General features: G+C 45.8%; 18 protein-coding genes. 10 read left to right on the top strand and 8 right to left on the bottom strand.

Annotation, left to right across the window (positions count from 1 at the left end; all coding sequences use genetic code 11):
* Positions 1–265 precede the first annotated feature (265 nt).
* The 8 genes from ACHZCX_RS04810 to ACHZCX_RS04845 all read left to right on the top strand — a co-directional run bounded on the left by ACHZCX_RS04810 (position 266) and on the right by ACHZCX_RS04845 (position 12644).
* The gene (locus ACHZCX_RS04810) at positions 266–2077 is read left to right on the top strand and encodes a family 14 glycosylhydrolase (protein WP_319586099.1); all 1812 of its coding nucleotides are present in this window, start codon (positions 266–268) and stop codon (positions 2075–2077) included.
* 384 nt (positions 2078–2461) lie between these two features.
* Positions 2462–3586, top strand: coding sequence for a uroporphyrinogen decarboxylase family protein (locus ACHZCX_RS04815; RefSeq protein ID WP_319586100.1), 1125 nt, complete (start codon positions 2462–2464; stop codon positions 3584–3586).
* 107 nt (positions 3587–3693) lie between these two features.
* Positions 3694–4494, top strand: coding sequence for a hypothetical protein (locus ACHZCX_RS04820; protein ID WP_319586101.1), 801 nt, complete (start codon positions 3694–3696; stop codon positions 4492–4494).
* Positions 4495–4741: 247 nt separating this feature from the next.
* Positions 4742–6703 (top strand): DUF6785 family protein, encoded by a 1962-nt coding sequence (locus tag ACHZCX_RS04825; RefSeq protein WP_319588716.1) that lies wholly within the window; start codon positions 4742–4744, stop codon positions 6701–6703.
* Between the two features lie 394 nt (positions 6704–7097).
* Entirely contained in the window at positions 7098–8174 is a 1077-nt protein-coding gene (locus tag ACHZCX_RS04830; protein WP_319586102.1) for a glycoside hydrolase family 99-like domain-containing protein, read from the top strand.
* 19 nt (positions 8175–8193) lie between these two features.
* Entirely contained in the window at positions 8194–9792 is a 1599-nt protein-coding gene (locus ACHZCX_RS04835) for a glycoside hydrolase family 99-like domain-containing protein (protein WP_319586103.1), read from the top strand.
* A gap of 359 nt (positions 9793–10151) precedes the next feature.
* A complete protein-coding gene (locus tag ACHZCX_RS04840; RefSeq protein WP_319586104.1) occupies positions 10152–10973 on the top strand; it encodes an aminoglycoside 6-adenylyltransferase in 822 nt (273 codons plus the stop codon).
* Between the two features lie 141 nt (positions 10974–11114).
* On the top strand, positions 11115–12644 hold the full coding sequence (locus ACHZCX_RS04845) for a hypothetical protein (RefSeq protein ID WP_319586105.1): 1530 nt from the start codon (positions 11115–11117) through the stop codon (positions 12642–12644).
* 469 nt (positions 12645–13113) lie between these two features.
* On the opposite strand, the gene ACHZCX_RS04850 is transcribed toward ACHZCX_RS04845, so the two are convergent.
* The 5 genes from ACHZCX_RS04850 to ACHZCX_RS04870 form a co-directional block, all read right to left on the bottom strand.
* Positions 13114–14436, bottom strand: coding sequence for a hypothetical protein (locus ACHZCX_RS04850; protein ID WP_319586106.1), 1323 nt, complete (start codon positions 14434–14436; stop codon positions 13114–13116).
* A gap of 111 nt (positions 14437–14547) precedes the next feature.
* On the bottom strand, positions 14548–16341 hold the full coding sequence (locus ACHZCX_RS04855; RefSeq protein ID WP_319586107.1) for a GxGYxYP domain-containing protein: 1794 nt from the start codon (positions 16339–16341) through the stop codon (positions 14548–14550).
* 42 nt (positions 16342–16383) lie between these two features.
* Positions 16384–18891, bottom strand: a complete 2508-nt coding sequence (locus ACHZCX_RS04860) for a GxGYxYP domain-containing protein (protein ID WP_319586108.1) — start codon at positions 18889–18891, stop codon at positions 16384–16386.
* Positions 18892–18985: 94 nt separating this feature from the next.
* Positions 18986–20188, bottom strand: a complete 1203-nt coding sequence (locus tag ACHZCX_RS04865; protein ID WP_319586109.1) for an SAM-dependent methyltransferase — start codon at positions 20186–20188, stop codon at positions 18986–18988.
* Positions 20189–20371: 183 nt separating this feature from the next.
* Positions 20372–21424 (bottom strand): trypsin-like peptidase domain-containing protein, encoded by a 1053-nt coding sequence (locus tag ACHZCX_RS04870; protein ID WP_319586110.1) that lies wholly within the window; start codon positions 21422–21424, stop codon positions 20372–20374.
* 695 nt (positions 21425–22119) lie between these two features.
* On the opposite strand from ACHZCX_RS04870, the gene ACHZCX_RS04875 reads away from it, so the two are divergent.
* Together ACHZCX_RS04875 and ACHZCX_RS04880 are read left to right on the top strand one after the other, a co-directional pair.
* On the top strand, positions 22120–22413 hold the full coding sequence (locus ACHZCX_RS04875; protein WP_319586111.1) for a type II toxin-antitoxin system RelE/ParE family toxin: 294 nt from the start codon (positions 22120–22122) through the stop codon (positions 22411–22413).
* A 21-nt stretch (positions 22414–22434) separates the two neighbouring features.
* Positions 22435–22716 (top strand): HigA family addiction module antitoxin, encoded by a 282-nt coding sequence (locus ACHZCX_RS04880; RefSeq protein ID WP_319586112.1) that lies wholly within the window; start codon positions 22435–22437, stop codon positions 22714–22716.
* A gap of 36 nt (positions 22717–22752) precedes the next feature.
* Here the strand turns inward: ACHZCX_RS04880 and dxs are convergent, their stop codons facing one another.
* From dxs to ispE, 3 genes are read right to left on the bottom strand one after another with little or no spacing between them, the layout of a single operon-like run.
* The gene (gene dxs, locus ACHZCX_RS04885; RefSeq protein ID WP_394708810.1) at positions 22753–24639 is read right to left on the bottom strand and encodes a 1-deoxy-D-xylulose-5-phosphate synthase; all 1887 of its coding nucleotides are present in this window, start codon (positions 24637–24639) and stop codon (positions 22753–22755) included.
* Positions 24636–25439 carry a nucleotidyltransferase family protein gene (locus tag ACHZCX_RS04890; RefSeq protein WP_319586113.1) on the bottom strand — a complete coding sequence of 268 codons (804 nt, stop codon included), beginning with the start codon at positions 25437–25439 and terminating at the stop codon, positions 24636–24638. The genes dxs and ACHZCX_RS04890 overlap by 4 nt, the downstream gene beginning before the upstream one ends.
* 12 nt (positions 25440–25451) lie before the next feature.
* Positions 25452–26360 (bottom strand): 4-(cytidine 5'-diphospho)-2-C-methyl-D-erythritol kinase, encoded by a 909-nt coding sequence (gene ispE, locus ACHZCX_RS04895; RefSeq protein WP_319586114.1) that lies wholly within the window; start codon positions 26358–26360, stop codon positions 25452–25454.
* Between the last annotated feature and the right edge of the window lie 265 nt (positions 26361–26625).

Consider the following 26625-nt stretch of genomic DNA (forward strand, 5'->3'; position numbering starts at 1 on the left):
TTTGGTAATCATGAAGATCAGGCGGCATGCGTCACATTGCGGATCGGAACGGCATCCACTCCCTACCCTATATTAGCCAATCTAGAGCTTCGCGATACTGGTAGGGGACGCTCGCTGTGCGTCCCGCAAGACTATCTGGTAAGGTTGGTTTGGTAATCATGAAGATCAAGCCGCATGTGTCACATTGCGGAGCGGAACGGCGTCCGCTCCCTACCGAAACCAATCCATTTTTAAATTAACATTAACAGTTAACGAAAGAGGCAAGATGAAATCCATTATGTTTACCATTATTCTCATAACAGCCATCTCCACAGTGACGAATGCTGAAGGCTTTGATGGCAGGAAGTGGAAAGTATCAACCGGTAATCTGAGTGTCACATACATCCAGCACTCGCCGATTGGGCATCTGCCGCAGCCGGGATACTATGAAGAACCTCCTTCTGTTGAATCACTGAAAATACTCAAAGAGAACGGTCTTACTGCATATGAGGACTATGTCGCATGGGGATCGGTTGAGCAGGAAAAAGGCAAATGGGATTGGACACAGCATGATAAGGTCTGCGATACCCTCAAGAAAGCAGGATTGAAATATGTAGTCTACAACTGGACACACTTCCCTCCTGTCTGGCTCCGTGACAGCGGAGAATGCACTCTGATGCGTTGCGTAGAACACAAACAGAATACCAACTACCTTTCGATATGTGACCCGAAAACAATCAGCTATTACGACCATTTCTACAAAGAGTTGGCAGCGCATTTTGGCGACAGAATTGATGGCGTTTATGCCTGCATCCTGGGTCCATATGGCGAGGGCAACTACCCGCTCTATGTGCCGGATTTCATCGACATGGGGCATTGCCATGAGGGTTATTGGTGTGAAGATCCATATGCCCTTTCGGCTTTCCGAGACGCGATGAGAAAGAAATATGACTCGATATCAACTCTCAATTCGGCATGGGGAACCGACCTCGAAAGCTTCTCGGATGTCCGACTACCTAAGGAGATTGTACCCGGTTTCACCCCAACACCAGAAGCATTCAAGACCGGTGCTGACCGGCGTAGATGGCTGGATTTCATTACTTGGTATCACCAGGCGATCATCGATTTTGCCGAAGAGTCAATCAAGACTACACTCAAATACTTCCCGAAGGAGAAAGTCCGCACTAAACCGGGTGGAACCGCTCACGGCGTCAATCCTGTTGCATGGGGAACATACTGTCCGGGATATGCGAAGATGGCAGCGAAATACGAGATCATGATGCAGCCTGCCGATTGCATCGGTGCATATTTCGGCGACAAATGGCTTGGAACAGCATACAGGTTTTATGGCGTTCCCCTTTCCACCGAACCAGCTGGAGGCGTAGAGAAAAACATCTTCGTCCGCAGGATGTTTTCCGATGCATCAATCGGGGCGACACAGCTTTTCACTTATGAATACGAACAGCATGCGCCGGAGATTAAATCATACATCCATCTTTTCAATGGAGAGTTTGCCAAAACAGAGTTGGCATTCCTCTGCCCTACCACAAACTACCGATTAGGCGCTGATCTGGGACCGACACTCCGTGCGTCATATCCGCTCCGCGAGCTTACAGACTTCGATGTGCTGGATGAACTGCTAATCCAGGATGGAGCTTTAAATAAGCGATATAAAACCTTGCTGATAACGCAGGGAGATTTCATCGACCAGCCGATTCTCGACAAAATTGAGAAGTGGATCCGCGCGGGTGGAACTCTCGTCATATGCGGTTCCGAGCCTATCCGAAATGTTGAAGGTGATGCATGGATTCTCACCAAATCAGAAGTTTTTGCAGATGGACATAAAACGAAAGTCGGAGCGGGAAATGTAATCCGATTTGCAAAGATCCCGACTGATAACGCCGGTTTCGAAAAGCTGTATCAATCTTTCCACCTGGAACATCCCATGGACGGCAAGTTCGATGGACTTGTTACAACAGTGAGAGACAGCGGAATCATGCTCTACAACGGTTCTGCGCAACCGTTGACCAGAATAATCAGAAGGAAAGAAATCGTCGTCCAGCCTAATTCAATTGTAAATACGGTTGGAAAGCTGTAGAGATTCGATCTGTAAGAAAAACAGATTTGAAATGAATATACATCTCATCATACAGCATTGTCATTCCAGGTTAGATCCACTAGCTTCTCATAGACCAAAGCAGATAACTCATGTAACAGATCTCTCGATTTAAGAATTGAACTAACGCCTATGTCATTCCGGGCGCTGACCCGGAATCTATGAAGGGCAACACTTGAAATTAATTGCATGAATAATGTAATTCTGTCCGAATATTTTAGATATTATCCTTAATTACTCGCATATAATCTAATTACTCATGCATCTTTCTATGGATTCCGGGGCGGCGCCCGGAATGACATTGTTAGATATTAGAGGAATGTTTGTGGAAGAATTATCACAAATGGAATCTGCTAGAGGAAATATATGACATTTCGTGAGCGATATCTTGAATCTCTGCTGTTCGGGAAACCGGACCGAATCCCACTGATGCCTGGCGGTCCGAGAGAATCGACGCTGCGTGCATGGCATCAACAGGGACTTCCAGAAGACGCCGATCATTATGATACGATGCTCCAAACTCTGGGACTTCCGCCATCAGAGATCAACATCGCACATCCGGGCGTTAACTTTGCGATGATTCCGACCTTCGAAGAGAAGGTGCTGGAACACATCAACGGCCACTACATCATCCAGGACTGGATGGGGAATATCACCGAGATATCAGATCAGTTCGACTACACATATATCAGATCCGCAAAAGATTTCGTAACCCGCAAGTGGCACAAGTTCCCGGTTGAAACACGGGACGACTTCGAGCGTATGAAGGAACGTTATCAACCTGATGCGCCTGAGAGATTCCCTGAAAATTTCGCCGAACGCTGTGCGTCGATAAAGAAAAACGATTCGCTGGTATTCATGACCGTAACTGGTCCATTCTGGCAGCTTCGAGAGTGGTGTGGCTTTGAACCGTTGTGCATGATGTTCATCGAAGAACCTGATTTTGTGCAGGAGATGATCAACTTCTGGAGAGATTTTGTCTTGAGCGTTATGCAGAAGATGCATAGGCACATTACCCCGGATCACATAATTATCAATGAAGATATGGCATATAAAGCTCATTCAATGATTTCGCCGGCTATGACCCGCAAGTTCATAATCCCGGTCTACAAAGAATGGGTTGCAGAATTAAAATCCGCCGGATGCCAATGTCCGTGTGTCGATTCAGATGGCTATATCGGGGAGCTTATACCCATCTGGATTGAAGCAGGAATGAATGTCTGCACGCCGATAGAGGTCGCTGCACACAATGATATCGTCGCCTACAGGGAGCAATTCAGAAAGAAGATGGCGTATACCGGCGGCATCGATAAACGCGCCATCTCGAAAAGCGGCAAAGCACTGGAAGATGAGATTGCCCGTGTAATTCCACCCTTGTTGAAAGAAGGCGGATTCATCCCAGGTTGCGATCACGGCATTCCATCAGATATATCCTGGCAGAACTACCTCGACTACTGCCGTCTGCTTGCCCATCACTGCGGATACATTTAGATTCCGACGCATGTTGAAACATTTTCGGTTTATCAATATAATTGGATTGGCTAGTTTAACAAGGAAGAAAAGTTCATGGGTTGCAGGGATGCAACAGGAGACAATTAATGTTGCTCAAACAGGCTCGATTAGATAATGTTCCTGAATCATCGAGAATAAAAAAATTCCGAGGAGTTGATCGATCTGTAGATGCACTGGCTGTTTTCGGCTCAATTAAAGATTTAACGCCGCTTCATGAATTTCGAAATCTGCGCCAACTGTTGATGAACCGGATAAACTACGATCAGTTGAAGCAAATCTCTAGCCTAGAACAACTAGAGAGATTGAGTGTATATTTGTCGCCAAGCGTTACAGACCTTTCGCCTATTGCCAAAATGAGTAATCTACAGATTCTTTCTCTTGAAAGCAGTTTCAAGGATGTTTCTCTTGAACCTTTACGCCTACTTACAAACCTTCGTGTGCTATCTATCTCAACGTTGATGAGTAAAGCCGTGAATGGCGGGACAGGTTGTTTCGATAGTTTTGATCCTCTTGGCGATCTGTGTAATCTTGAATATCTGGAGCTATTTGCGGTAAAACCACGTGAGTTGGGACTTGAACCACTCACTCGCTTGAAATCATTAAAAGAATTGGAGATTAATAATCTTTATAGTTTAGAAGATTATGCGCATCTCGCCGTTGATCTTCCAAATACGAAGGGATTATTTCAGACGCCATATTATCAAACAAAACTCGATGCTTGGAAGTGTAAAATGTGTGGAGGAATCGACTATTATGTTCTCTTTGGTACCAAACGTAGAGCATTTGTCTGCATACGATGCGAGAAAGATAAACTGGATAAACATCTATTACTTTTTGAACAATTTAAACAGAAATTCAAGATGACATCAAGCGATGTTGCAATATGAGTTAACACATATACGCCATCGCTGGCTAGGTCTTTGACCCTTCTACAGTTACATTGATGATACCTGTCAGCCAACATCTAGAAGATAGGTTCCCTCATGATATGCTCGATAATCTGCTTTATCTAGAGGTAACCTTTCTATAAATCTTTTATTATTATCTGGGACAGCTTCGGAAACAGTTACCGAAGCAATGGAGTTATCTGAATCTGCCATCTAAATTTATATTTCAGGAGTATCACAATTGAATGTGAAGAAACTCGGCATCACTAGAAGATCAATCATAATAGGATTTATCCTGGCTGTGATACACACATGCTGGATCGTATATGAAGAGACCGCCCTTGGGCATACAGGCGCAACTGCCAATATGCTGTTATCATCTGTGCTGGGCATACTCTTCTTTATATTGATTTTAAATTCAGCGTTCAAGCGATTTCTTCCATCATTTGTGTTGGCGCCCAGTGAGATGATGGTCATATTTACCATGACTACCGTCGCTGCCACTATATCCGGAAACGACTTGCTTCAGATACTCCTGCCCAACCTGATGTACCCGTTCTATCTGGGTGCACCAAGTATGGGATTCGACAAGTTCTTTCAATATATTCCACGATGGTTTATGCCGCAGGATAAAGAGTTGATCACCGGATTCTATCTGGGCAACGATGACTTCTGGCGATTCTTCCGTCCCGAGGTATTCAAGGCATGGGCTGGACCGCTGCTCTTCTGGTCGCTGTTCCTGTTCACGCTGGCATTTACAATGTACTGCTTCGGATCAATATTAAGGCGGCAATGGGTTGATCGTGAAAAGCTGACATTCCCTATTATCGAGCTGCCGATGATGATGGTACGCGAAAACGGCATCGGTTCATTGTTCAAGAATCGGTTGCTGCTGGGTGGGTTCGCGGTTACATCGCTGGCATTGTCATTGAACTATATGTCGTCCATATATCCATCTATCCCGTGTATTCCACTCGATATCAGGAATATCGGCGCCATGGCATTCACTAATCCGCCGCTTAGCGGAATGAATCCTATATGGATAGCATGGTGGCCTTTTGCGATTGGTTTATGCTACCTGATGCCTCTTGATGTAGCATTCAGTTGCTGGTTCTTCTATGTGTTTATCAGGCTTGCATCGGCATTCGCAACGGCACAGGGATGGCGTGATCCAACCGCTGGATTTGCACCAAACCAGTTTCCTCATATCTACCACCTTGCACAGGGAGCCTGGCTTGGGATGTTCTTTGTGGTAATGAGGAGCGCAAAAGGGCATATAATTGAAGTCTTTAATGCTGCATTCAGTAAAAAGAAGATGCCGGGAGATGAACGCGAACCACTCCCATATAAGACGGCAGTCTTTGGAGCGCTTATCGGATTCCTGCTTCTCGTAACCGCCATGACAGTTTCGGGGATGAGGCCGATGATCGCACTGTTCATCTTCACAGTATATTTCCTGGCAGTCATCGTCATCGTTAGGATTTACTCGCAGATTGCAGTCCCTATATTCGAGCTCTCTTTCTACCGATCAATTGACCTTGCCACCAACTTCAGCGGTACAAAGATGTATAATCAGAGGGAGTTGACTCTTCTCTCAGACCTTCACTGGATCGACCGTACCTACAGGTCTCATCCAATGGGACATGAAATGGAGTCGATGGCATTTGCAGAAAAACAGGGCGAAAACATGCGCCTCATGTCCAAAGTGGTTATGCTTGCCCTTGTAACCGGAATCGTGGTAGGGATGTTGACTACCTTCCAGATTTACTACCACAGAGGAGCCGCCACTGCCAATGTCGCCAACATGGGACAGGTGTGGGTCGGCGCTGAAGCTTGGGGTCGGCAGTTCAACTGGGTGACAAATCCAAAACCACCGCAGTTCCAGGATATACTAAAGATCGGTATCTCTACCACCATTGTATTGTTCCTGGCGTTTGCCCGTAATGTCTGGTTCAGCTTCCCATTGAATCCGATCGGATATGCGCTTGCCTGCAGTTACGCTATGGAATACATCTGGAATATCGTGTTTGTTACATGGTTAATAAAGCTGCTGGTCATGCGATACGGCGGATTGAACCTCTACAGGAAGTCACTCCCGCTCTTCTTTGGGATTGCCCTGGGGGATGCGGTTACCCAGTTCGTCTGGGCGTTGATCATGACCGCTCTCGGTGTTAAAGGCGCCACTCCCTACGGCCCACGAATGTGGTAGCCAGTGATGGGTATGCAGAAGAACCAGATAGATTTGTCATTCTGAACGAAGTGAAGAATCCTGTCCAACGCAGAGTTCGCTGTAAAACGGGATCCTTCACTGGCACTCCTAAAAAACAAGTCGGAGATAGAGGAGGGAGGGCGAAGCTCCTGTGAGCTTGGGTGTAATCATATGCCTTTGTTCTCCTTGACGTCTTTCAGGTTCGGCAGGAGCCTCACCCTCCCTGTCTATAACCATACATCTGTTTCTTACTTAAATAACCGCGGTTGACTGATCAAGATGACAACACTGGTGGTTGTGCGGATACAACTTCTCTTATTCCATCAGACATATAACAGCGAATGGCACATAAAAAATGAGATAATAGACAATCCTGTATCAAGAGGAATGCCTTATGCGTATGACTCTCCTATTATTTATAGTTTTTCTCATATCCAATATATTATCCGGTAGTCCTGCGGAAGCACGATCTGTAGATAATCATCCCTCTGTAGGAGCCATCCGATGGGATGGGTGGTTCGCCGGCAGCAGTTGGCAGAAGAATCTCCAATCGAAGGAGTGGCAGAATCGACTGCCATTCTACACCAAGACCGGTGCAGATGGCATCATCACTGTCATCGAAGATTCGCAGGAAGTCATGGATAAGGAGATCGTCTACGCAAGCCGTGCAGGGATTGACTACTGGGCATTCTGCTATTACCATCCCAAATCATGGTCAGAAGCCGACTCCTACAACTACGGCTGGAAGAGATATCTTGCAAGCAAATACAAATCCAAACTGAATTTCTGTCTTCTGCTTCAATGGGGACATCTAGGACCAAAAGATGAATGGGATGAAACCATCAAGCGGTTCATTAGCATGTTCAAAGAACCCACATATCAGCGAGTGAGTAATGGCAGACCACTCATCTACTTCTTCAACTGGGATTATATGGAGAAGCAATTCGGCTCGATCCCTGATGCACGTAAAGCGATTGACGAACTCCGGACAGCCAGTCTCAAGGCGGGCACCGGGAATCCATACATCGTGGCGCAGGTGTTCGCGGCTGCGGATGGGACGAAGTATATTGATGAGTTGGGCTTTGACGCCATCGGGGCATACAGTGCTCCCATGGGGAACGAACATAGAGAGTATTCATATTCCGAACTGGCAGATTCTAACAAATGGTATTGGAACAGCTTCAGGGCAACCGACAAGAAAGTTGTGCCGCTTGTGAATGCAGGCTGGGACGGACGCCCACGCGACTACCCAGGCGGATGGTATGCATCGCCGAAACCTGTCGAACTGGCACAAAACCTGCGATCCGCCTTCGATTGGCTTAAACAGAATCCTGATGCCACTGACGCCGACACGGTTCTGATATATGCATGGAATGAGACAGACGAAGGCGGATGGCTTGTTCCGACCTTATCAGAAGGCACGAAAAGACTTGACGCAATTCAGTCGGTGTTGAGCCGATATAAGCGCTAAATCATTGACGAGAACAAATTTGGAGTTTGTATTGAAGTTTACATGTATCTATAAAATAATCATATCTATCGTTATCACACTCCTGACACTTACATCATTAACATATGCAGCGGGATATCCTGTGCCTGAGCCAAAACCTGTAAAGGGAGATACCCTCGTTGGTGCTTATTATTTCCCAGGCTGGAGTCAGGAAGACCGATGGTATTGCCTCGCCGCCAACGATGCAGTTCAACATCCGCTGCTCGGGTACTATCGTGAGGGCAATCCTGAAGCCGCGGACTGGCACATCAAATGGGCGCTGGAACACGGCGTCGGGTTCTTCTCATTCGATTTCTACACCGAAGCCGGAAGCCAGTTTATCGAGACGGCGCTTGATGATGGATTCCTGAAGGCGAAGTACATCGACAAGTTCAAGTTCTGCCTTAACTGGTGCAATCATGCTCCCGCCGAAATGATGACAGCCAAAGAACTGGAACGGTTCGGCGACCTGGTGATCAAGAAGTATCTAGCGCATCCCTCATACCTGAAGATCGATGGGAAACCCGTGCTGTTCATCTTATCAGGGTATTCATTCGTGAAGAACCTGGGCATCGAAGGCGCGAAGAAGGAGTTCGAGAAGTTCGAACAACGATGCAAAGATGCCGGATTAAAGGGACTCTACCTCGTATCCTGCGAGGGTTACATCATGGGTGAAGATAACCTCAAAGATGGTTTCGCTGCCGGGATAGACACCTTCTGCCTCTACAACTACCCATACGCCGGAACAAAGGTGACCGGTCCGGGCAAGCATGAGGAAGCGTCGTATGCCGATCTCGTGGATCAAGGCACCGGTCTCTGGACGCATTGGAACAACCTGTGCAAGGGAGCCTTCTGGCCGACCGTCATGCCCGGCTGGGACAGGCGCCCGTGGTGTAAAGATGCCGACCTCCTTCGAACGGGAAGCACCCCGGCGCTGTTCGAGAAGTCGCTGAAAAGCGCGCGTGAGCATGCCAACAAAGACAAAGTTGTCATGATTGAGGCATGGAACGAGTGGGGCGAAGGCTCCGTTTTGGAACCGAGTGTTGAGTGGAAATTCGGATATCTTGACAAAGTCAGATCGGTGTTCGCGCCAAAAACTGGTTCGCACAAGGATGCCGATCCCAAGTCGATGGGTCTGCCGCTTCCGGATTTCGATCTCAGGTTCCCGAATACCGATACCTGGAAGTTCGACTACAATGCAGATGGGTGGCATGGAGCCAATACTTCCACAATAAGCGTTGAAGGCGGTGTTCTTTCATTCACAGCTCTCAATGGCGATCCTCAGATCAACAGCCCGATATCATACCTGAAATGTAGCCTCTATCCCAAAGTCAGGATTCGTATGCGTGTTGAGGCACCGGCAGACACGGGGGATAAGAGCATCGGGCAGATATTCTGGTCAACCATCAAGCAGGGACTCTCGGAATCCGCGAGTGAGAAGTTCGAGGTCATCCTTGATGGCAACTGGCATGAATATACGATCAACCTGAGAAACAATCCGATGTGGAACGGCACGATGGATCAGTTCAGACTCGATCCCCTCGATGTGTCCGACGCGAAGATTATAATCGATGAGATCCGGTTCTTGAAGGCTAAATAAATTTCTATTCTATTATATTAACTTAAGAAATCAAGACTAAGAACCTCACCTTTCCAAGGGGAGGCAGGTGGGGTGCTTTTGGGTATCGCATATTGCCCGGATTCACATAGGATGTGCCAGAATCTGATATATGAAGTAAGATATCTATCTCTGGCAGGCCCTCATCATCTTGATTCTTCTCCCAATTCTGGGCGAAGAAGAAGTCTCCAGGAAGTCGTTGCGATGAATGCGGAGAATATTGGGTAATGAAGCATCTCCCCTTTCTCCCAAAATTGGGAGAAAGGGGTTGGGGGATAGAGGGCAAAGCAGAAATATAAAGAAACTATCGTCTATCAAACTATCAACTAAGGACTAGAAAAATGCATCAGAATTTGAGAAAAGTATTCGACAAGACAGTAGAGATATTCGCCGATGACCTGCGCGTGATCGGCGCATGGATTGGGGGTTCTGGGAATGCGGCAACGGAGGATGTGTATTCGGATGTCGACCCCATCTTCATCATCCGCGATGAGGACTTCAACACCTTCGATGTGGAGATGCGTTCCGTATTCGAACCGCTTGTCGATGAGATCATCCTCTGGTGGCCTGAGCGCGGGAACAACGATATGGTGAAAAACTATGCCATCCTCTTCAAAGCGCCTGAATTGCTGCAATACGATATGAACATCATGCGGGAGTCGGCATTCAGCTCCGGATGGTTGGTCAGCACTCAGCCTGAGCAGATCCTCTTTGACAAGACCGGCATCCTGCGCCAGGCGATGGAGAACCGCATTAAGTCTGTGCACAGTCCGGAAAAGCTGCTCTACAACATTGAACTGTTCTGGGTTTACGGCTACATCATCCCGAAATACATGCTGAGGAACCAGACCTTCAAGATCGTCTACACGCAGAATGTCTTCTTCGAATGCCACCTCGAGATTCTGCACAACCTGATGCCAGAGGTGATCTGGGACTGGTGGCCAATCAACGTCCATAGGCTGCTCACCCCGGAGAAGCAGGTGGAAATGCATCGGTATTTCGCGAATGCAGATCGGGAGTCGGTAGCGAAGGTGCTTCCCGCTGAGCTCGATGCGTTCTCTGCCGATGCGAGGGCGGCATGTGCCAAACATGGCCTCGCGTACCCCGACAAACTCGAATCTGAGGTGCGCGCTTTCATCGAGAAATCCGGTTGTCTGGGATAGTGTTGTGGTGCGGGCGGATGATATCCGCCCCTACATTTTATTGATCCTCGAAAAATAATCCTCTTATAGATGAAACAAATTCCAATGATATGACAGTCATACATGTATATAATCTACACAACACCACCTTGGGAGGCTTGTATGAAGGCATGTTTACGTATCATTTTGGCAATCATTTGTATCTTTTCGGCAATGTGTGCTCAGGCAAAAATGAGTATCCGATCTATGTATGACGGTTCGCAGATCATCGAACTGGCGGAGATCAGGCAGCTCACAACACTTGACGATGGAATTGTCGAAGGTGCAGAATTCTCACCGGATGGCAAATCGATCGCGTATGCCAGCGCAATCATTAGTAGGTCAGCCAGTACCGACGACTTTGATGCTCAGGCACGGATTGTTGCAGTTCCATCCACAGGCGGACGTCCAACTGTGCTTCTCAATACGGCATTATCTGCCAATGGAGTCATCCCGCCAAACAAAGATGTGATCATCCCGGGTGGTCTTGCACAGTTTGTATGGTCGCCGGACAGTCGATCTATCGCATTGATTGTTGGTTTATGCCGTGACACGGTTGACAACCAATGGCAAGCGATCTTGATGGTAAACAGGAATGGAAGCAGACGGGGTTTGATTGATCTGCCGAAAGGTACATATATCATGGGACGGCTTGCCTGGTCCCCAAATGGCAGGAAAATTGCTATCCTTGTACAAAATCCGTCTAGAGATCCCAAAGAAAAACCTGCAAGAAACATCATATTATACGACACCATCTCAAATGTGCCGCTGATTCAAATTGACACCCCAAGCAATATTATCGAACTTGAGAAATTCACCGATGATGGCAAAGGACTTATCTGCCTGATGCATCAGGACAAGAAAGGTCCGGCGCGTGTAGAAGTGTCGCTATCCGGGGAGCCAATGAAACTGCTGGAAGAGAAGCTTTCACCAGATAGATTATCTCCTGATGGCGCATTCAAGCTGATTGAAAATAAACCAGGTATCACAATTGAGCAAATATCACCCAGGAAAGAGATATCGCTTTTACGAAAACCTGACTCTCATTTTATAGACTGGTCTCCGGATAGCAAGATGATCTCATTTTGGAAAGATATGGAGATCAAAGATGACTCTGAATCACGGAAAGACGGGTTGCCGGCTTTATGGATAGGACTCACACAAGAAGGCAAATACAATCATATGTATGTCACATCATTAGATAGTTACCCGCAAGTGAAATGGTCTTGCGATGGATCTATCCTCGCTTACATATCGCAGGATCATCTCTACACAGCCAGGCTGACCGCCCGTCCGGCGGACATGACAGACAAGCGCGATCTTGGCATTCCACTCTCTGAAGATGAGATGAAAATGACACTTCTTTCCAATTCCAAACAGATTGGAACTTCCATGCAGATGTATGCTGCTGACAACGATGGCAGACTTCCTGATGCGGCGACATTTGAGGATGATCTGACTCCGTATTCGAGGAATAATGACATCTTCCGGTCGCCAAATGGCGGGGCAGACTTGTATGAATATTTCCCCCAAGGGAATCTCAACAGCATCACAAATCCGGCAGAAACCGTGCTTCTCACCATGGACGCAGGCTACGGGTGGCAGGTTGATCTGTATGCCGATGGACATGCGAAGTCAGTACCGAAAAATTAGTGATTGCTGATTAGGGTTGAAGACTGAAGGCTGAAGGAAAGACAGGTAGGGTGCCTCTGAATACAATGCCCTTCGGATTTACGCTTCAACTCGCGAACAATGTCATCCCGGACTCGATCCGGGATCCAGGAAACGCTGTAAAAGAGTCATGGATAATCATCATACAATACTGTGGGTCAATCATCTATAAAGGTGCTTTTCTCGTAATATTATTCAAATACTTAGTGATAATGGCGAAATTATGGTTCTGTTTGTTACCTTCCTGGATTCCGGGTCGATGCCCGGAATGACATTAAACATGATTTAGTATTGGATTCCGATGCCTGAGCTATCATCGGAATCCTTCTGGACTCCAAGTGACTCTCCTGTAGAACTAATCTAATCTCAGCAAAACACCCCTCTTCCCAATATATGGAAGGAGAGGTGTTTGATTATCAATCAAGATTTAGCGGGCGGATGATATCCGCACCTACATTTTGGCGATATCCTGGAGTCTGATTTTAAGTCTGGCTATGTACTTTGATGCCGGTTCCGGAATTGGGAAGCCGGGTTCCATATTGGGAACTACATGTGAAAGAGCAGTCAATGCCTCATCTGCGGTCTTGAAGTCGCAATCGAAGCTCTTGATCCTGTATTTCGGCGGGATGCTTGATTCCCATGTGCTGTGGTTCTCGATGAACCTGAAGACCTGCGCCATGTCATGCACAGATCCCTCATCCGCGATGAATCCTGCATAATCATCAATCACCTGCTCTGGTGTCAGTTTCGGATTCTTGCAGAATTTGGCAAATGCGTAGGTGTTAATCGCCTCAATCGCAGTGTTGCTTCCATCGGTATTGCTATAGATGCCATTCAAGCCGATCCTCTGCGCATCCGATACAATCCTTCGCAGATATCTAGTCTCTGCCTGCGCCGGATGCCCTTTTACACCGCTGTAGCCGGTATATCCGTCATCTACCTCGTCAATCAGGAAGTGGGCCCATCCCCAGAATCGTTTGACGCCGCGGGATTTCAGGTTCTTGATATCAGAAGCAACCGGGAACACTTCAGGTGTTTTTCTGGCATCTTCATAAGATTTGAATGTAAGAGATCTGTAGTAGTTGTGAAGCGGGAACTCAACGCCGCAATATGGACTGATGAAGTCTTTCTCTGCAAGGACCATCTTCCCATACTGGACTTCCTTCTCCCAGAACTCTACTTTGAATGCGCTGGTATAGATATCATCCCAAGCCGCGATAGCCCAGATGTTAGCATTAAACTTGGCTTTGGGTGCGTTTTCCTTCACCATCGCCTCGACTTTGCGTCCCATCTCCATCCACGCCTTGATCCCGGCAGGACCGAGTTTAACCGGCGAACCACCCGGATCTCCTCCGAAGAAGACAAATCCATCTGCGGATGACAGTTTCTTGATGCCAATCTCTATATCCTGTAAACGTTCCTGCATCTTCACCGGATCGGTGGGATCATAAACTGATGGATATACCGAGTAATTCGGATAGCACGCAATGTTGGAAAGCTCGATGACATACACTTTGAATCCTGCTTTTTGGGCATCTTTGATACCTTTTTGGATTCCGGCATATATTGCATCATGCCTTTCTTTGGGTTCTGAAAAAGCATGGTCGATGAACTGAAGCGTATCATATCCGCAGGCTTTCCAGAATGTGTAGTTTTCCGGAGATGGACGGAAGGCATATAATCCCACCATCTTAATCGAGTTACTGGCATCTACAGTCTGACCTATCGATGCCAGAAGTGCACACGCACCAATAATCCCAAGCAATCTCATCATTTATAATCCTCCCAAATGGTAAAATGTTCATATGTTACATTATTACGCAATTATTACGTATATTCTACCATTCAAACGAAATTTCCTTTTGTTTTTGTAAATATTTGTTACTTATTTTGACATTTTACCATAATGTTGTTTGAACAGATCAAAGAAAGTGTAAAGATCAGCAACCTCAAATTGTTCCTCAGGATGCTGTTTCGCAAACAGATCGATGCATTCTTTCACTTGTGTTGGTGAAACCCAAACAGATCGGAAGTAGAAGAAACCCGGTTGATCTTTCGGCCTGCTCTTCACCATCTGGTTGATGACATCAGCGGTATTCTGCGGTGAATTAGGATCAATGTTATTTAAAAGCTGAGTAACAGGCATCCCTTTCCATACATGAGGATCCGGATGTTTACCAGATCCGCCATGCAGATCCATTACGATAGTCGCAAATCCATCAGGTGAGAATTTGGTGAATGCGTCCTTAACATCATCTGTAGGTTGATCCCAATCCAGAACCATTCCGGATATTGTCATATCCGTCTTTTTGTAGAATTTAAGGTTGTGCTCTACAAAGAGAGGCAAGTATTTCTTCTGAATCCTGTTTGGATTGAAATATCCCGCTGCGCTGGCATCAGCAACAAAATTATCTTTAGGTGAAGCGGTTTCGTAGAAATACGATATCAGGTCAGGATATGTTTCAATCAGGTTGGGATTTATACCCCATGCAAGCGGAAGGTCGCCTCTTGTCTTGTCATCCCAGTATTTGGGATAGAAATTGTAAAGCGGATATGCCGAATCATAATCAGCCATCAGTATGGCGATATACGATTTATTTTCGAGTTTACGTTTTACAGTCGGTCTAGATTGTTTCAACTGCTTCATTGGAGCATGGCAGTGGAATGACTGGTTATAACAGAGTTCGGTTGCTGTATTCTGATAGCAGTTGTAAGGAGAGATCAGATATACTGTTTCCCACTCTGTCGGCACCGGATCATGCTTGCTGGGATGTCCCGGCATATTGCTGTATTTCTGGAAGTTGAAGAATCCGGCAACTTCCGTCATATGCTTTCCTGCCGATTGTTTAAGTGTCGCGGCGAGAAGCATCTTGTATGTGGCAAGGTCTGTTCCCATCGGCTGATTGGGGTCATCACCGGGAACTTCGTCACCCCATGGAGACAGGTCGTAAGTGAAGGCACGGTTCTTCACTGCCCAGTCACGGACTATCAGGTATGTCATATTTCCCGGTTTACGGTCATAGAAGGCATCGGTATATAGGCACAGGAAATGTGGAGAACACTTGCCTGTATCGATGTATTCCCGGATTGCCCATCTGTAGGCATCATTCTTCGCGCTGCCTGTCTCTTTGCCTGTAAACATTCCGCGAAGGTCTTTGATGACTTTCAGATTCCACTTCTTCAGGTATTTATCTGCCATTGATGGACTGAAGATCACTGCATCTTCAACACCGGCGATTGTAGTTGCGACATTGATGGTCGCGGGAACTGCGGGATCCCATATGACAGCGCCTTTCAGCTTCTTTGCTGCCAGGTTGTAGACCGCGTCCAGATCAGTGATAGTCTGTCGCTTACGACCTTCTAGCCATCTGCCGTCTTTTGACATGATATTCAGCCAATATCCCGGTCTGCCATACACATCATTGTTGATATAAAAGATCGGTTTGTCTCTGTTGATGATCCCCTGCATTGAAACTAAAGCAGCGTATTCATCATAATCTTCAGCATTGCTAGATTGTTTTGTCATATTGTAGACATACATCATAGTTTTACTACCTCCTTTATCAACATTGGCGCATGACGCAAAAGAAATTGAAAAAACCAGCATTATGATGGTAAATCCAAGTGATCGAATTATGCTTCTTTGCATGTTTTCTCCATTCTGAGTATCTGTTGTCATAACTTCTCCAATCCTGCTATCTACTGTGAGATATACGGCCATTCACTCTACAATCTTCCAGATGATAACACGATCAAAGACTAGAGAGGCGTTCCCTGTCCAACTAAGGCGGGATTCGTATGCGCTGCCCGGCAGATTATAGTCGAAAATCAATGCAACTGACTTGTATTCACCAATCGGGAGTTCGTCTGCCTTTATCATCTTTGAAGCGCCAATAGGATGACCACCCGATACAATGTCGGCTTCTGCCGCATCACCTGATCCTTCACCAGTGCGTTTGACTCTGAATAACGCCAGATACCGGCCTGCATTAAGCGATGAATAAGGCCCATAAGCTAGAAAACCAGGCTTAGAATCACCTTTTTTCGCTTCTAGAGAAGTCGATCCATCACTGTTGGTAATCTGTTCACCGGTGTTATGAGGCAAAATATCAATCCCGGAATCACTGATAAACTGCAGCTTTGTATTCTTTGGGATGACGCCTGATATCTCCTGATTTAGCACTCGTCTTACTTTCGTAACTGATTGCCTCAAACCAAAAGGACCACGCGCTTCTACAGTGATCTTGTCTGAAACTGCGTTACCGGATATCACGACATTTACTTCTTTTCCTGGAGGTAAATCTGCATTAGCCGGAGTAACCACAGCATCTTCCAGCCCTGTTACAGTGAAAACAGCTTTCATCGGTTTGGATGTTACATTTTGAATTGTGTAGTGCGTATCAAAACGGGAACTGTATCCCTCAAGAAAAGCTGAAGATGCAGGAAGAGTGGTTATCACCTGATTATCAGAAATCCACTTTTCATTATATCGTTTGAACAGATCAAAGAATGTGTAGATATCGACAACTTCAAACTGTTCTTCAGGATGCTGTTTCGCAAACAGATCAAGCGATGCCTTCACTTGCGCCGGAGTTACCCATACACATCGGAAGTCGTAAAAACCCGGTTCGTCTTTCTTACGCTTCTTTACAGCGTTGTATATCTCACCCGCTGTGTATTCCGGAGAATTAGGATCGGCACCGAGGAGGTTCACGATCGGCATCCCTTTCCATACCTGCGGCTGAGGAGGTCGTCCACCGCTTCCGTGCATATCTGCAACTATGGTGGCATACCCATCCGGCGAAAACTTAGAGAATGCATCTTTTACATCGCTGCTGGGTTGATCCCAATCGAGAACCATCCCTGAGATCGTCATATCTGTCTGCTTGTAGAATTTCTGGTTGTGTTTTACAAAGAGCGGCAGGTATTTCTTCTGGATTCTGTTTGGATTGAAATATCCCGCAGCACTGGCATCAGCAACAAAGTGATCATTTGGCGTAGCAGTTGAATAGATATAAGATATGATGTCCGGGTATGCCTCTATCAGGTTCGGATTGATCCCCCAATTGAGAGGAAGATCGCCTCTTTCTTTGGTATCCCAATTATTAGGAAAAAAATTATATAGTGGAAAAGCTGAATCATAATCAGCCATCAGTATGGCGATGTACGACTTATTCTCAAGTTTATGTTTCACAACGGGTCGAGATTGTTTCAATTGCTTTACAGGGGCATGGCAGTGAAACGACTGGTTATAAGAGAATTCGGTTGCAGTGTTCTGGTAGCAGTTGTATGGTGAAATCAGATAGACGGTTTCCCATTCTGTTGGAACCGGATCATGCTTACTCGGATGTCCCGGCATATTGGCATATTTCTGGAAGCTGAAGAATCCGGCGACTTCAGTCATCTGCTTGCCTGCCGATTGCTTGAGCGTTGCGGCGAGAAGCATCTTGTAAGTGGCAAGGTCAGTCCCCAACCGCTGATTAGGGTCATCAGCAGGAACTTCATCACCCCATGGGGAAAGATCGTAGGTGAATGCCCGATTCTTAACCGCCCAGTCGCGGACTATCAAGTATGCAAGCTGCCCGGGTTTGCGGTCATAGAAAGCATCGGTATAGAGGCACAAGAAATGCGGAGAACATTTGCCTTTATCGACATATTCGCGGATTGCCCATCTGTAAGCATCATTCTTCTTACTGCCGGTCTCTTTGCCGGTAAACATCCCGCGAAGGTCCTTGATTACTTTCAGATTCCACTTCTTCAGGTATTTATCTGCCATTGATGGACTGAAGATCACTGCATCCTCAACACCGGCGATTGTTGTGGCTACATTGATAGTAGCAGGCACATCAGGATCCCAGATGACAGCGCCTTTCAGTTTCCCGGCAGCCAGTTTGTATACAGCATCCAGGCTTGTTAAGCTCTTGTGTTCGCGGCCTTCAAGCCACCTGCCGTCTTTCGACATGATGTCTAGCCAGTATTTTGGCCGTCCATATCTATCATTGTTAATATACAGAATCGCTCTGTCTCTGTTGATGATCCCCTGCATTGAGGCCAATGCGGCGATCTCATCATAATCATCAGCGTTAGCGGGTTGTTTTACTATATTGTATATATACACAATGGGTTTACCGCCTTTCTGAGTCTGGGCGCTGCCGCACATAGCAGGCAAGATGAATAATGCTTGAATTACAATGGTTAATCCTAATAACCGAATGATGCCTTTATACATTATTTCTCCATTCAAATTGATTTTCTGAATATGTATTTGATTAAGAAAGAGTCAACTAACAGGTTTCGAAGAAAGGTAATATGATTTTCGATATCTACCTCAAATACTTGTCGATTTGTTCGCCTAATAGCTTTTCAATATAAGGAGTCACTTTCCAGAAGTCTTTCAGTTCTTTATACTCCTGGACCGAAGGTTTATGACCCGGCTTCAGCTTTTTCTCAGCTCTGATCATGATATTTTTCGCTGAATGCTCAGGATCGACGAACTGAATCACATCTGTGCTGTATCCCATGATTCTGAGCACAATCGCACGGAAAGAGTCTGTAATGATATCGGCAAGACGCTCCTTAAGGATCCCATGCCGGATTATGGGTCGGAAGATTTGAGATGAGATCTGTGTATTAAGTTCATGCTGACAGCAAGGCGCAGCGAGGATCAACTTGCTTCCCCATAGTATACCTTGCGCGATGGCATCGTCAGTGGCGGTATCACAGGCATGCAGACTAAGGACTACATCCGGCGGCACAGGAGGCACGAAATCGGCAATCCGCATAGTCCAGAACTCAAGTCCCTGCCATCCCAGGTTATCACGAAGTTCAATGCACTTCTGAGTCAGCTTCTCATTGGCTTCAACCCCTGAAACCTGCACATTCAATCCTCGAACCATGTTCAGGTAGTAGTATGCCGCGAAGGTGAGATAAGCGTTCCCGGATCCGCAGTCAACTACATGGATCGGTTGCTCAGGAGACGTAAACTCCGATATGCTTCGATCTAGAATCAACAGGAATTCGTTGACCTGATGGAATTTACCCTGCATACCGGGACGCACATGACCTTCTCTGTTCATGACTCCCAGTGTGTAGAGTAGTTCGTCCGGGACGCCATCTGGAATTGGAAAAGCTTTTTTGCGGTCGTGAGAGAGGTCCTGCGGTTCTTCATTACAAGAAGGTTTTGAGGTTGATGTCAACACTTTGCCTTTATCAGTGATTCGGATATTCGTATCTGATGAGGTTGTCATCAATGTAATCTGGTTGAAAGGGATTGCAAGTAATTCATCCAACATGGCAACTAATTCGTCGCCGAAGTAATTCTTCACAATCACTTTTTTGGTGTCATAATAAGAAAATTGATGCTTTCTTCGGCCTTTAATCTCTACAGGACGAACTGCCACCTTAATCCATGGGATCATGTCGTTTTTCTTGCTGCTCAAAACAAGTCTGATAAACCCACTGTCTTTCAATACCGCATCTCTGATTGTGTCTTTATAATCGATCAAATTCTCGTTGCTATTCTTCATATATGATTACATTATCCTGATAATATTTTTCACTCATATACATGACAGTATATCTATGAATGGAGTTTTCACTCATATACTGTCATACACATCGGCTTTCATACTACGCGAATTGCAGATTCACGTCAACAAGAATTCATGTAAATATTGATGTTAGCAACAAATATACAGCATGATGCGGCATCACACTTGGGCTCCGTCCGGCAGCTCATCGATTGTCAGCACAAACTTGATGCGTTTACCGGCACGAACTGCTGTAATGGGAAGTTTATCGCCGACCTTTAACTTATCAACAATCGCTTTGAAATCCTCAGAGTTCTTCACAGGTTTTCCACCGGCTTCTACGATGATATCCGCCGAATACAATCCTGCTTTATCTGCGGCATAGCCTTTGTATATCTGAATGATTACCCCATCTACATATGATATCCCAAGCCTGTCTGCCAGTGCCTGCGACATATCGATATAGCGGAATCCGACCCATGGACGGATGATTCTGCCATTCTTTATCAGTTCAGGAACGACCTTGCTAATTGTCTCTGCAGGTATCGCGAATCCTAATCCTTGGCCATTAGGAACGATGGCGGTATTCATCCCGATTACATTGCCATTGATATCGCATAACGGCCCGCCTGAGTTGCCGGGATTAATCGCAGCGTCAGTCTGAAGCAGGTTTTCCATCTCTCTTCCATCCGGTGCCTTAAGTTGTCTTTCGGTGGCGCTTATGACTCCAACTGTCACAGTATTCTTGAAACCAAATGGATTGCCGATTGCAATCGCCCATGAACCGATTTCAGGTTCACCGCCATTCATCAACTTAGCAACCGGAAGATTCTTCGCAACGATCTTCACGATGGCGATGTCAGTCTGCCTATCTGATGCAATGAGTTTCCCTGTATATGATTGTTTATCCGGCAAGGTAACAGTAATCTGATCGGCATTGTGGATAACATGTTCATTTGTAACGATATATCCATTTTTGCTGTCAATTATGAAACCTGATCCTTGGCCTTTTTGCGGTTGAGGATCACCGAACATAAAATCGAACGGAGATAAGTCGTTTCTATCTGGCTGAGAGACTGTATCGATGTTCACAACTGCCGGACCGACCATCTTCACAGCCTTCACAACTGTATTCTGGGAATCTATACTCACATCAGGGACAGCGCAGAAAACTGCAGTGGTCAGAGCCAGAATGATTATAGCGAAAAAAATTGTTTTGTTCCGTATCTTCATATCATCTCTCCATCAGTTATATATAACCTTTTTACGGCTAATACCGCATCATAGTTTCATCTATCTGCGAAAAAAAAGGCGGTATCGAAATCTATCGATACCGCTTACAGAATGATGGAGGCTTTGGTAATAAAAATTACCCTAAAGGTTACATGATATTAATACCCGATTTGCAGAATTAATGAAACATTTCCAAGCAAAAATATTATAATAATCGAATTGTAAGATTATCATTAAAACACACTATCCTCCCATAAATAACGCAATAAAATTAACAACAACCTTGAGAAACCAAGCCAGGAACCTCACCTTTCCAAGGGGAGGCAGGTGGGGTGCTTTAAGGTCTCATATGTCACCATGATTTTCACAGAAATTGCTCGAATTGTTAATTGCAAACAGACATTTTCTGTACGGATGGCCTCATCATCTTGCTTCTTCCCCCAATTCTGGTGGAAGAAGAAGTCTCTAGGAAGTAATGGCGATGAATTCAGAGGTAATTTTACGACCTGAATTCCCCCTTTCGCCCAGAATTGGGAGAAAGGGGGATAGAGGGCGCACTAGGAATCGAGCATGGCTTTTCACGTCTAGTTTCGGGAGAAAGGTTTATTGCAACATTAATGATATTTCTACTTGACGTTTGGATATCAGTGTATTAAGATATATACATTCAGTGTATCAGTGAAAGGGTATATTAAATGAGATTTGCTTTCAAAGATTCTGACTTGGAAGAGATATATGACACTGGATTTTCTCCAAAATATCACCCTAACTTGATACACTCATTTTTTAGAACTGTAGCTAGAATTGCAGCTGCAATTGATGAACGCGATTTATATGCATGTAAATCGCTGCATATAGAAAAGCTGAAAGGCGGTCGAAAAGGTCAGTATTCTATGCGATTGAACGATCAATGGAGGTTAATCGCCATCCCAGAAATTGATGAGAATGGGAAATATATTATGATAATTGAAATTTCAGATTATCATTAAGAGTTTGAAAGGATATTAAGAATGATTATTCATGATGATTTCAATGCTGCAATACCTGTCCATCCGGGAGAAATATTGCTTGAGGAACTCATTGAAAGAAAATGGACCCAAAAACATCTGGCGGAGTTAATTGGCAGACCGATGCAGCTTATAAGCAACATTATAAACGGACATGCCGGCATATCTGCAGAGACAGCCCTTGATTTTGCAGATGTTTTTGGCACATCAGCACAGTTCTGGATGAATCTAGACAGCAATTACCGTTTATCCATAGCTCGCAGAAAGCGTTTGAAGACGGCATAGAATGTGCCTCAGAGTTAACACCGGGATCCCTGTGTTCTATCTGCCGTCTTTGAACCATTTATCAATCACGGTTTGGGCAATCTGATCGTCGCTTATACCGCAGAGTTCTCGAACCATCGGTTGAGCGCCGTGTTGGATGAAACGATCTGGCACACCGATCAGCTTCGTGCTGATGTCAGACAATCCTGCATCTGAAAGCATTTCTAGGACCGCGCTGCCAAACCCGCCTTGCAGCGAATTCTCCTCAACAAGCAGAAGTTTTCCGCATTTTGCTGCTTGTGATATTATAAGATCATTATCCAGAGGTTTCACATATCCGCAGTCTATCAATGCTGCAGATATGCCGTTCTCCTGAAGCAGTTTAATGGCTCTGAAAGCGATTGATACAGCCGACCCAATTGCAGCGATACAAACATCATCACCTTCTGCAAGAAGCTTTCCCTTACCGACGACCGGTTCTGATTCCTCAATCTGAGGCAACCCATTTGGTTCAGCTCCTCTTGGGTATCGGATGGCAAATGGACCGTTATGGTTGAATGCAAGTCTGAGCATTTTGCTTAGTTCCGATGCAGTCGACGGAGCAGCAACAACCAGGTTCGGGATGTGGCGCAGGAATGACAGATCGAATACGCCGTGATGCGTTGGACCGTCATCACCAACCAGACCGGCGCGGTCAATTGCAATCACGACAGGCAGGTTCTGAAGGCAAACATCATGCACAACCTGATCATATGCTCGTTGCAGGAACGTGGAGTATATGCCGATAACCGGTTTCATCCCAGCCGCCGCGAGTCCGGCTGCGAATGTAACTGCATGCTGTTCCGCAATTCCAACATCAAAGAATCGGTTTGGGAATTTTTCGGCAAACTTGCTTAAGCCGGTGCCATCAGACATAGCGGCAGTGATCGCCACAATCTGCTCATCCTGTTCCGCAATCTCGATCAACGTTCCGGCAAATGCATCGGTGAAAGATATGCCGTCCGACTTCTTCTCAAAAGTACCATTAGTTACTTCAAACGGTGGTGTACCGTGAAACATCCTAGGCTTGTTTTCTGCATGTTCATATCCTTTGCCTTTTGTAGTTAATACATGAATCAGAATCGGGCCTTTGATGTCTTTTGCACTGGCGAAAATCACAGAAAGGAGTTCGATATCATGTCCGTCAATTGGACCGAGATATGTAAATCCCATCTCCTCAAATACGATTCCGGTTTTGGCGCCGATAAGGTGGGTTACACCATGGAGGATTCCTTCAGCAGTTCTGGAGAGGGTTTTACCGCCCATCGGTAGGTTCTCTATGACGGTTTTCGCCTTATTCTCAACTCTACGATAGAGGGGCTGCATGCGGAGTTTGCTCAGGTGGGTTGAGAGGGCTCCTACATTTTTAGATATAGACATCTCATTGTCATTCAATATGACGGTTATATCAGTGCCAAGCTGTCCGGCGTTGTTCAGCGCCTCAAATGCCATTCCACCTGACAGGGCTCCATCACCGATGATCGCAACTACATGCTCATTGCTTTCCTTCAAGTCTCGCGCTTTGGCAAAACCTAACGCCGCCGATATAGATGTGCTGGAATGACCTGTACCAAAACAATCGAAATTGCTCTCAGCTCTTTTCGGGAATCCACTAATCCCGCCGAACTGGCGCAGTGTGCAGAATTGATTGAATCGGCCGGTGAGAAGTTTGTGCGCATAACACTGATGTCCGACATCCCAGATGATGGCATCTTCTGAAGGGTCATATACCTTGTATAATGCAGTCGTCAGCTCTACTACACCAAGGTTAGATGCTAGATGCCCGCCTGTTTTAGACACCTGTGCGATTATACATTCACGGATTTCGTCCGTGAGCTGCACTAACTGTTCTTTTGAAAGCCGTTTTAAATCAGACGGCTGGTTTATCGTTTCAAGTATAGCTATTTCGATTCACCTTCCGATTCAAACAGGGTTTCCATCTCTTCCAGTTGATCAAGCCTGTCGATATCAGCTCCGATTTCAGGGTATGGACTTCGAATCGCTTTGAGTCTGGCATTCATTGCGCGTCCAGCCGCCTTTTCTATCTGAGATAGATTCAAAGCGCCTCTCCAGATAGTCTGGGCAACAATCATACGCAGCAGCGTGCCAATCCCTATTACTTTTGCCATCTTTGAGATGCTCTTCCGTGCATTCATGACCTCCCGAAGCAGATCGGCGTTCTTATCGATAAAATCGGCGTTCATCATAACGATGTTCCCGCCGGTAACAACACCTTCTGCAAGCTTCACATACGTGCGTTTCACACCGGGGAACCGGCGGTCGTTGTCTTCCTTCAGTATGTAAGGATAATATAAATCTGCATCTATGCCAGCGCATCGAGTGATAAAATCATCAACTGCTTCTGATGTAAGGAACGGGATGTCTGATGTGGCGATTAACACCCGACCATCAGGTGAATCTGCGGCACATGCTTTGACTCCTGCAATCACATTCTCAAGCATACCCTCATTCGGCGGGATCGTCTCTGTTATGCAATCACACAGCGTTTCACCTACTACTCGGATTGTGCTGACAGATGAAGCTCCTGCGAGAGCATCTACAATGTGGATGATCATCAGTTTTCCGGCAAACGGCAGTTCAGCACGATATTCGATATCATATTCCTTCTGCATTTCAGGATCAACTGTACCGCCTGCGAGAATTACAGCCGGAATTTTAACATTTGTCGCCTTGCTGTCTGACATATATACCTCAAGTTAGATTAATTCTGAGTCAGTTTCTGTATCCGGATGAATCGTATAAGCAGTGTATACATCGCCATATTCGTTGAGTTCAGATGAAGCATTTACAGCTTCTGATTCGCTGCCGAATATACCGAATACAGCCGATCCGCTGCCGCACATAAGCGCGCCTTTTGACCCTAGATTTACCATCTGACGCTTGATTTCTGCAATAACAGGATGCTTCTCAATCGACGGCTGTTCCAGATCGTTTGAGATCAGAGCAGGTAATCGATCCCAATCTCCTGCATTAAGGTATTCTATCATACTGTTTGTTATCAAGATATCCGGTGCTCTTGCAATACTATCGTCTCGGATCTCATCAAGTCGTCTGTATGCCCATGCTGTGGATATGCCAAACTTCGGCTTTACAATTACCAGATGGCAAACCGGAATGGGAGGCAGGATTTCAATATGCTCGCCTCGCCCACCAACCGATACTGTTCCTCCATATATGAAAAACGGAACATCCGATCCAATTCCTGCGCCTATATTACATAATACCCTCTTTGTTAAGGGTTCATCATGCATTATATTAAATGCAGCTAAAACACTCGCCGCGTCGCTGCTTCCCCCACCCAGACCGGCTTGATGGGGAATCTGCTTATCAAGAGTAATCTCGAATTCCGGCATAATACCCGTTACGGCGCAGAATGATTCTGCAGCTCGATATGCCAGGTTCCTGCTATCGGATGGGATCTCCTTATCGCTGCATATGAGACGAATACCCGGTTTACCTCGACGCACAGTGATTACATCATGCAGGCTGATAGTCTGCATCACGCTACGAAGTCTATGATATCCATCAGCTTCTACACCCAATATATCAAGTGTAAGATTGATTTTCGCATATGCATTTCGAGTTATTTCAGTGTGTATATCCATTGTATATCAGTATATTCCGCAGGCAGATGACTGTCAAATATGTGCAGTCAGTATACCGGATGATTCACGAATCACACTGAAAATATTTCCTGAGATTAAACTCCTCATATTTTATGATTGTATGAAGGAATAACATTTGATACGTGGAATATATTTATCAGTTAATACTTGCAGGATATCAATTTTCAACATTTGGAGGACATCAACACATGGATTGCAGCGCACACCAAGGGACTCCCGCCATTACAAACTGCGCAATATGCGG

The sequence above is a fragment of the uncultured Desulfobulbus sp. genome (assembly GCF_963662935.2).
GTDB lineage: Bacteria > Desulfobacterota > Desulfobulbia > Desulfobulbales > Desulfobulbaceae > Desulfobulbus.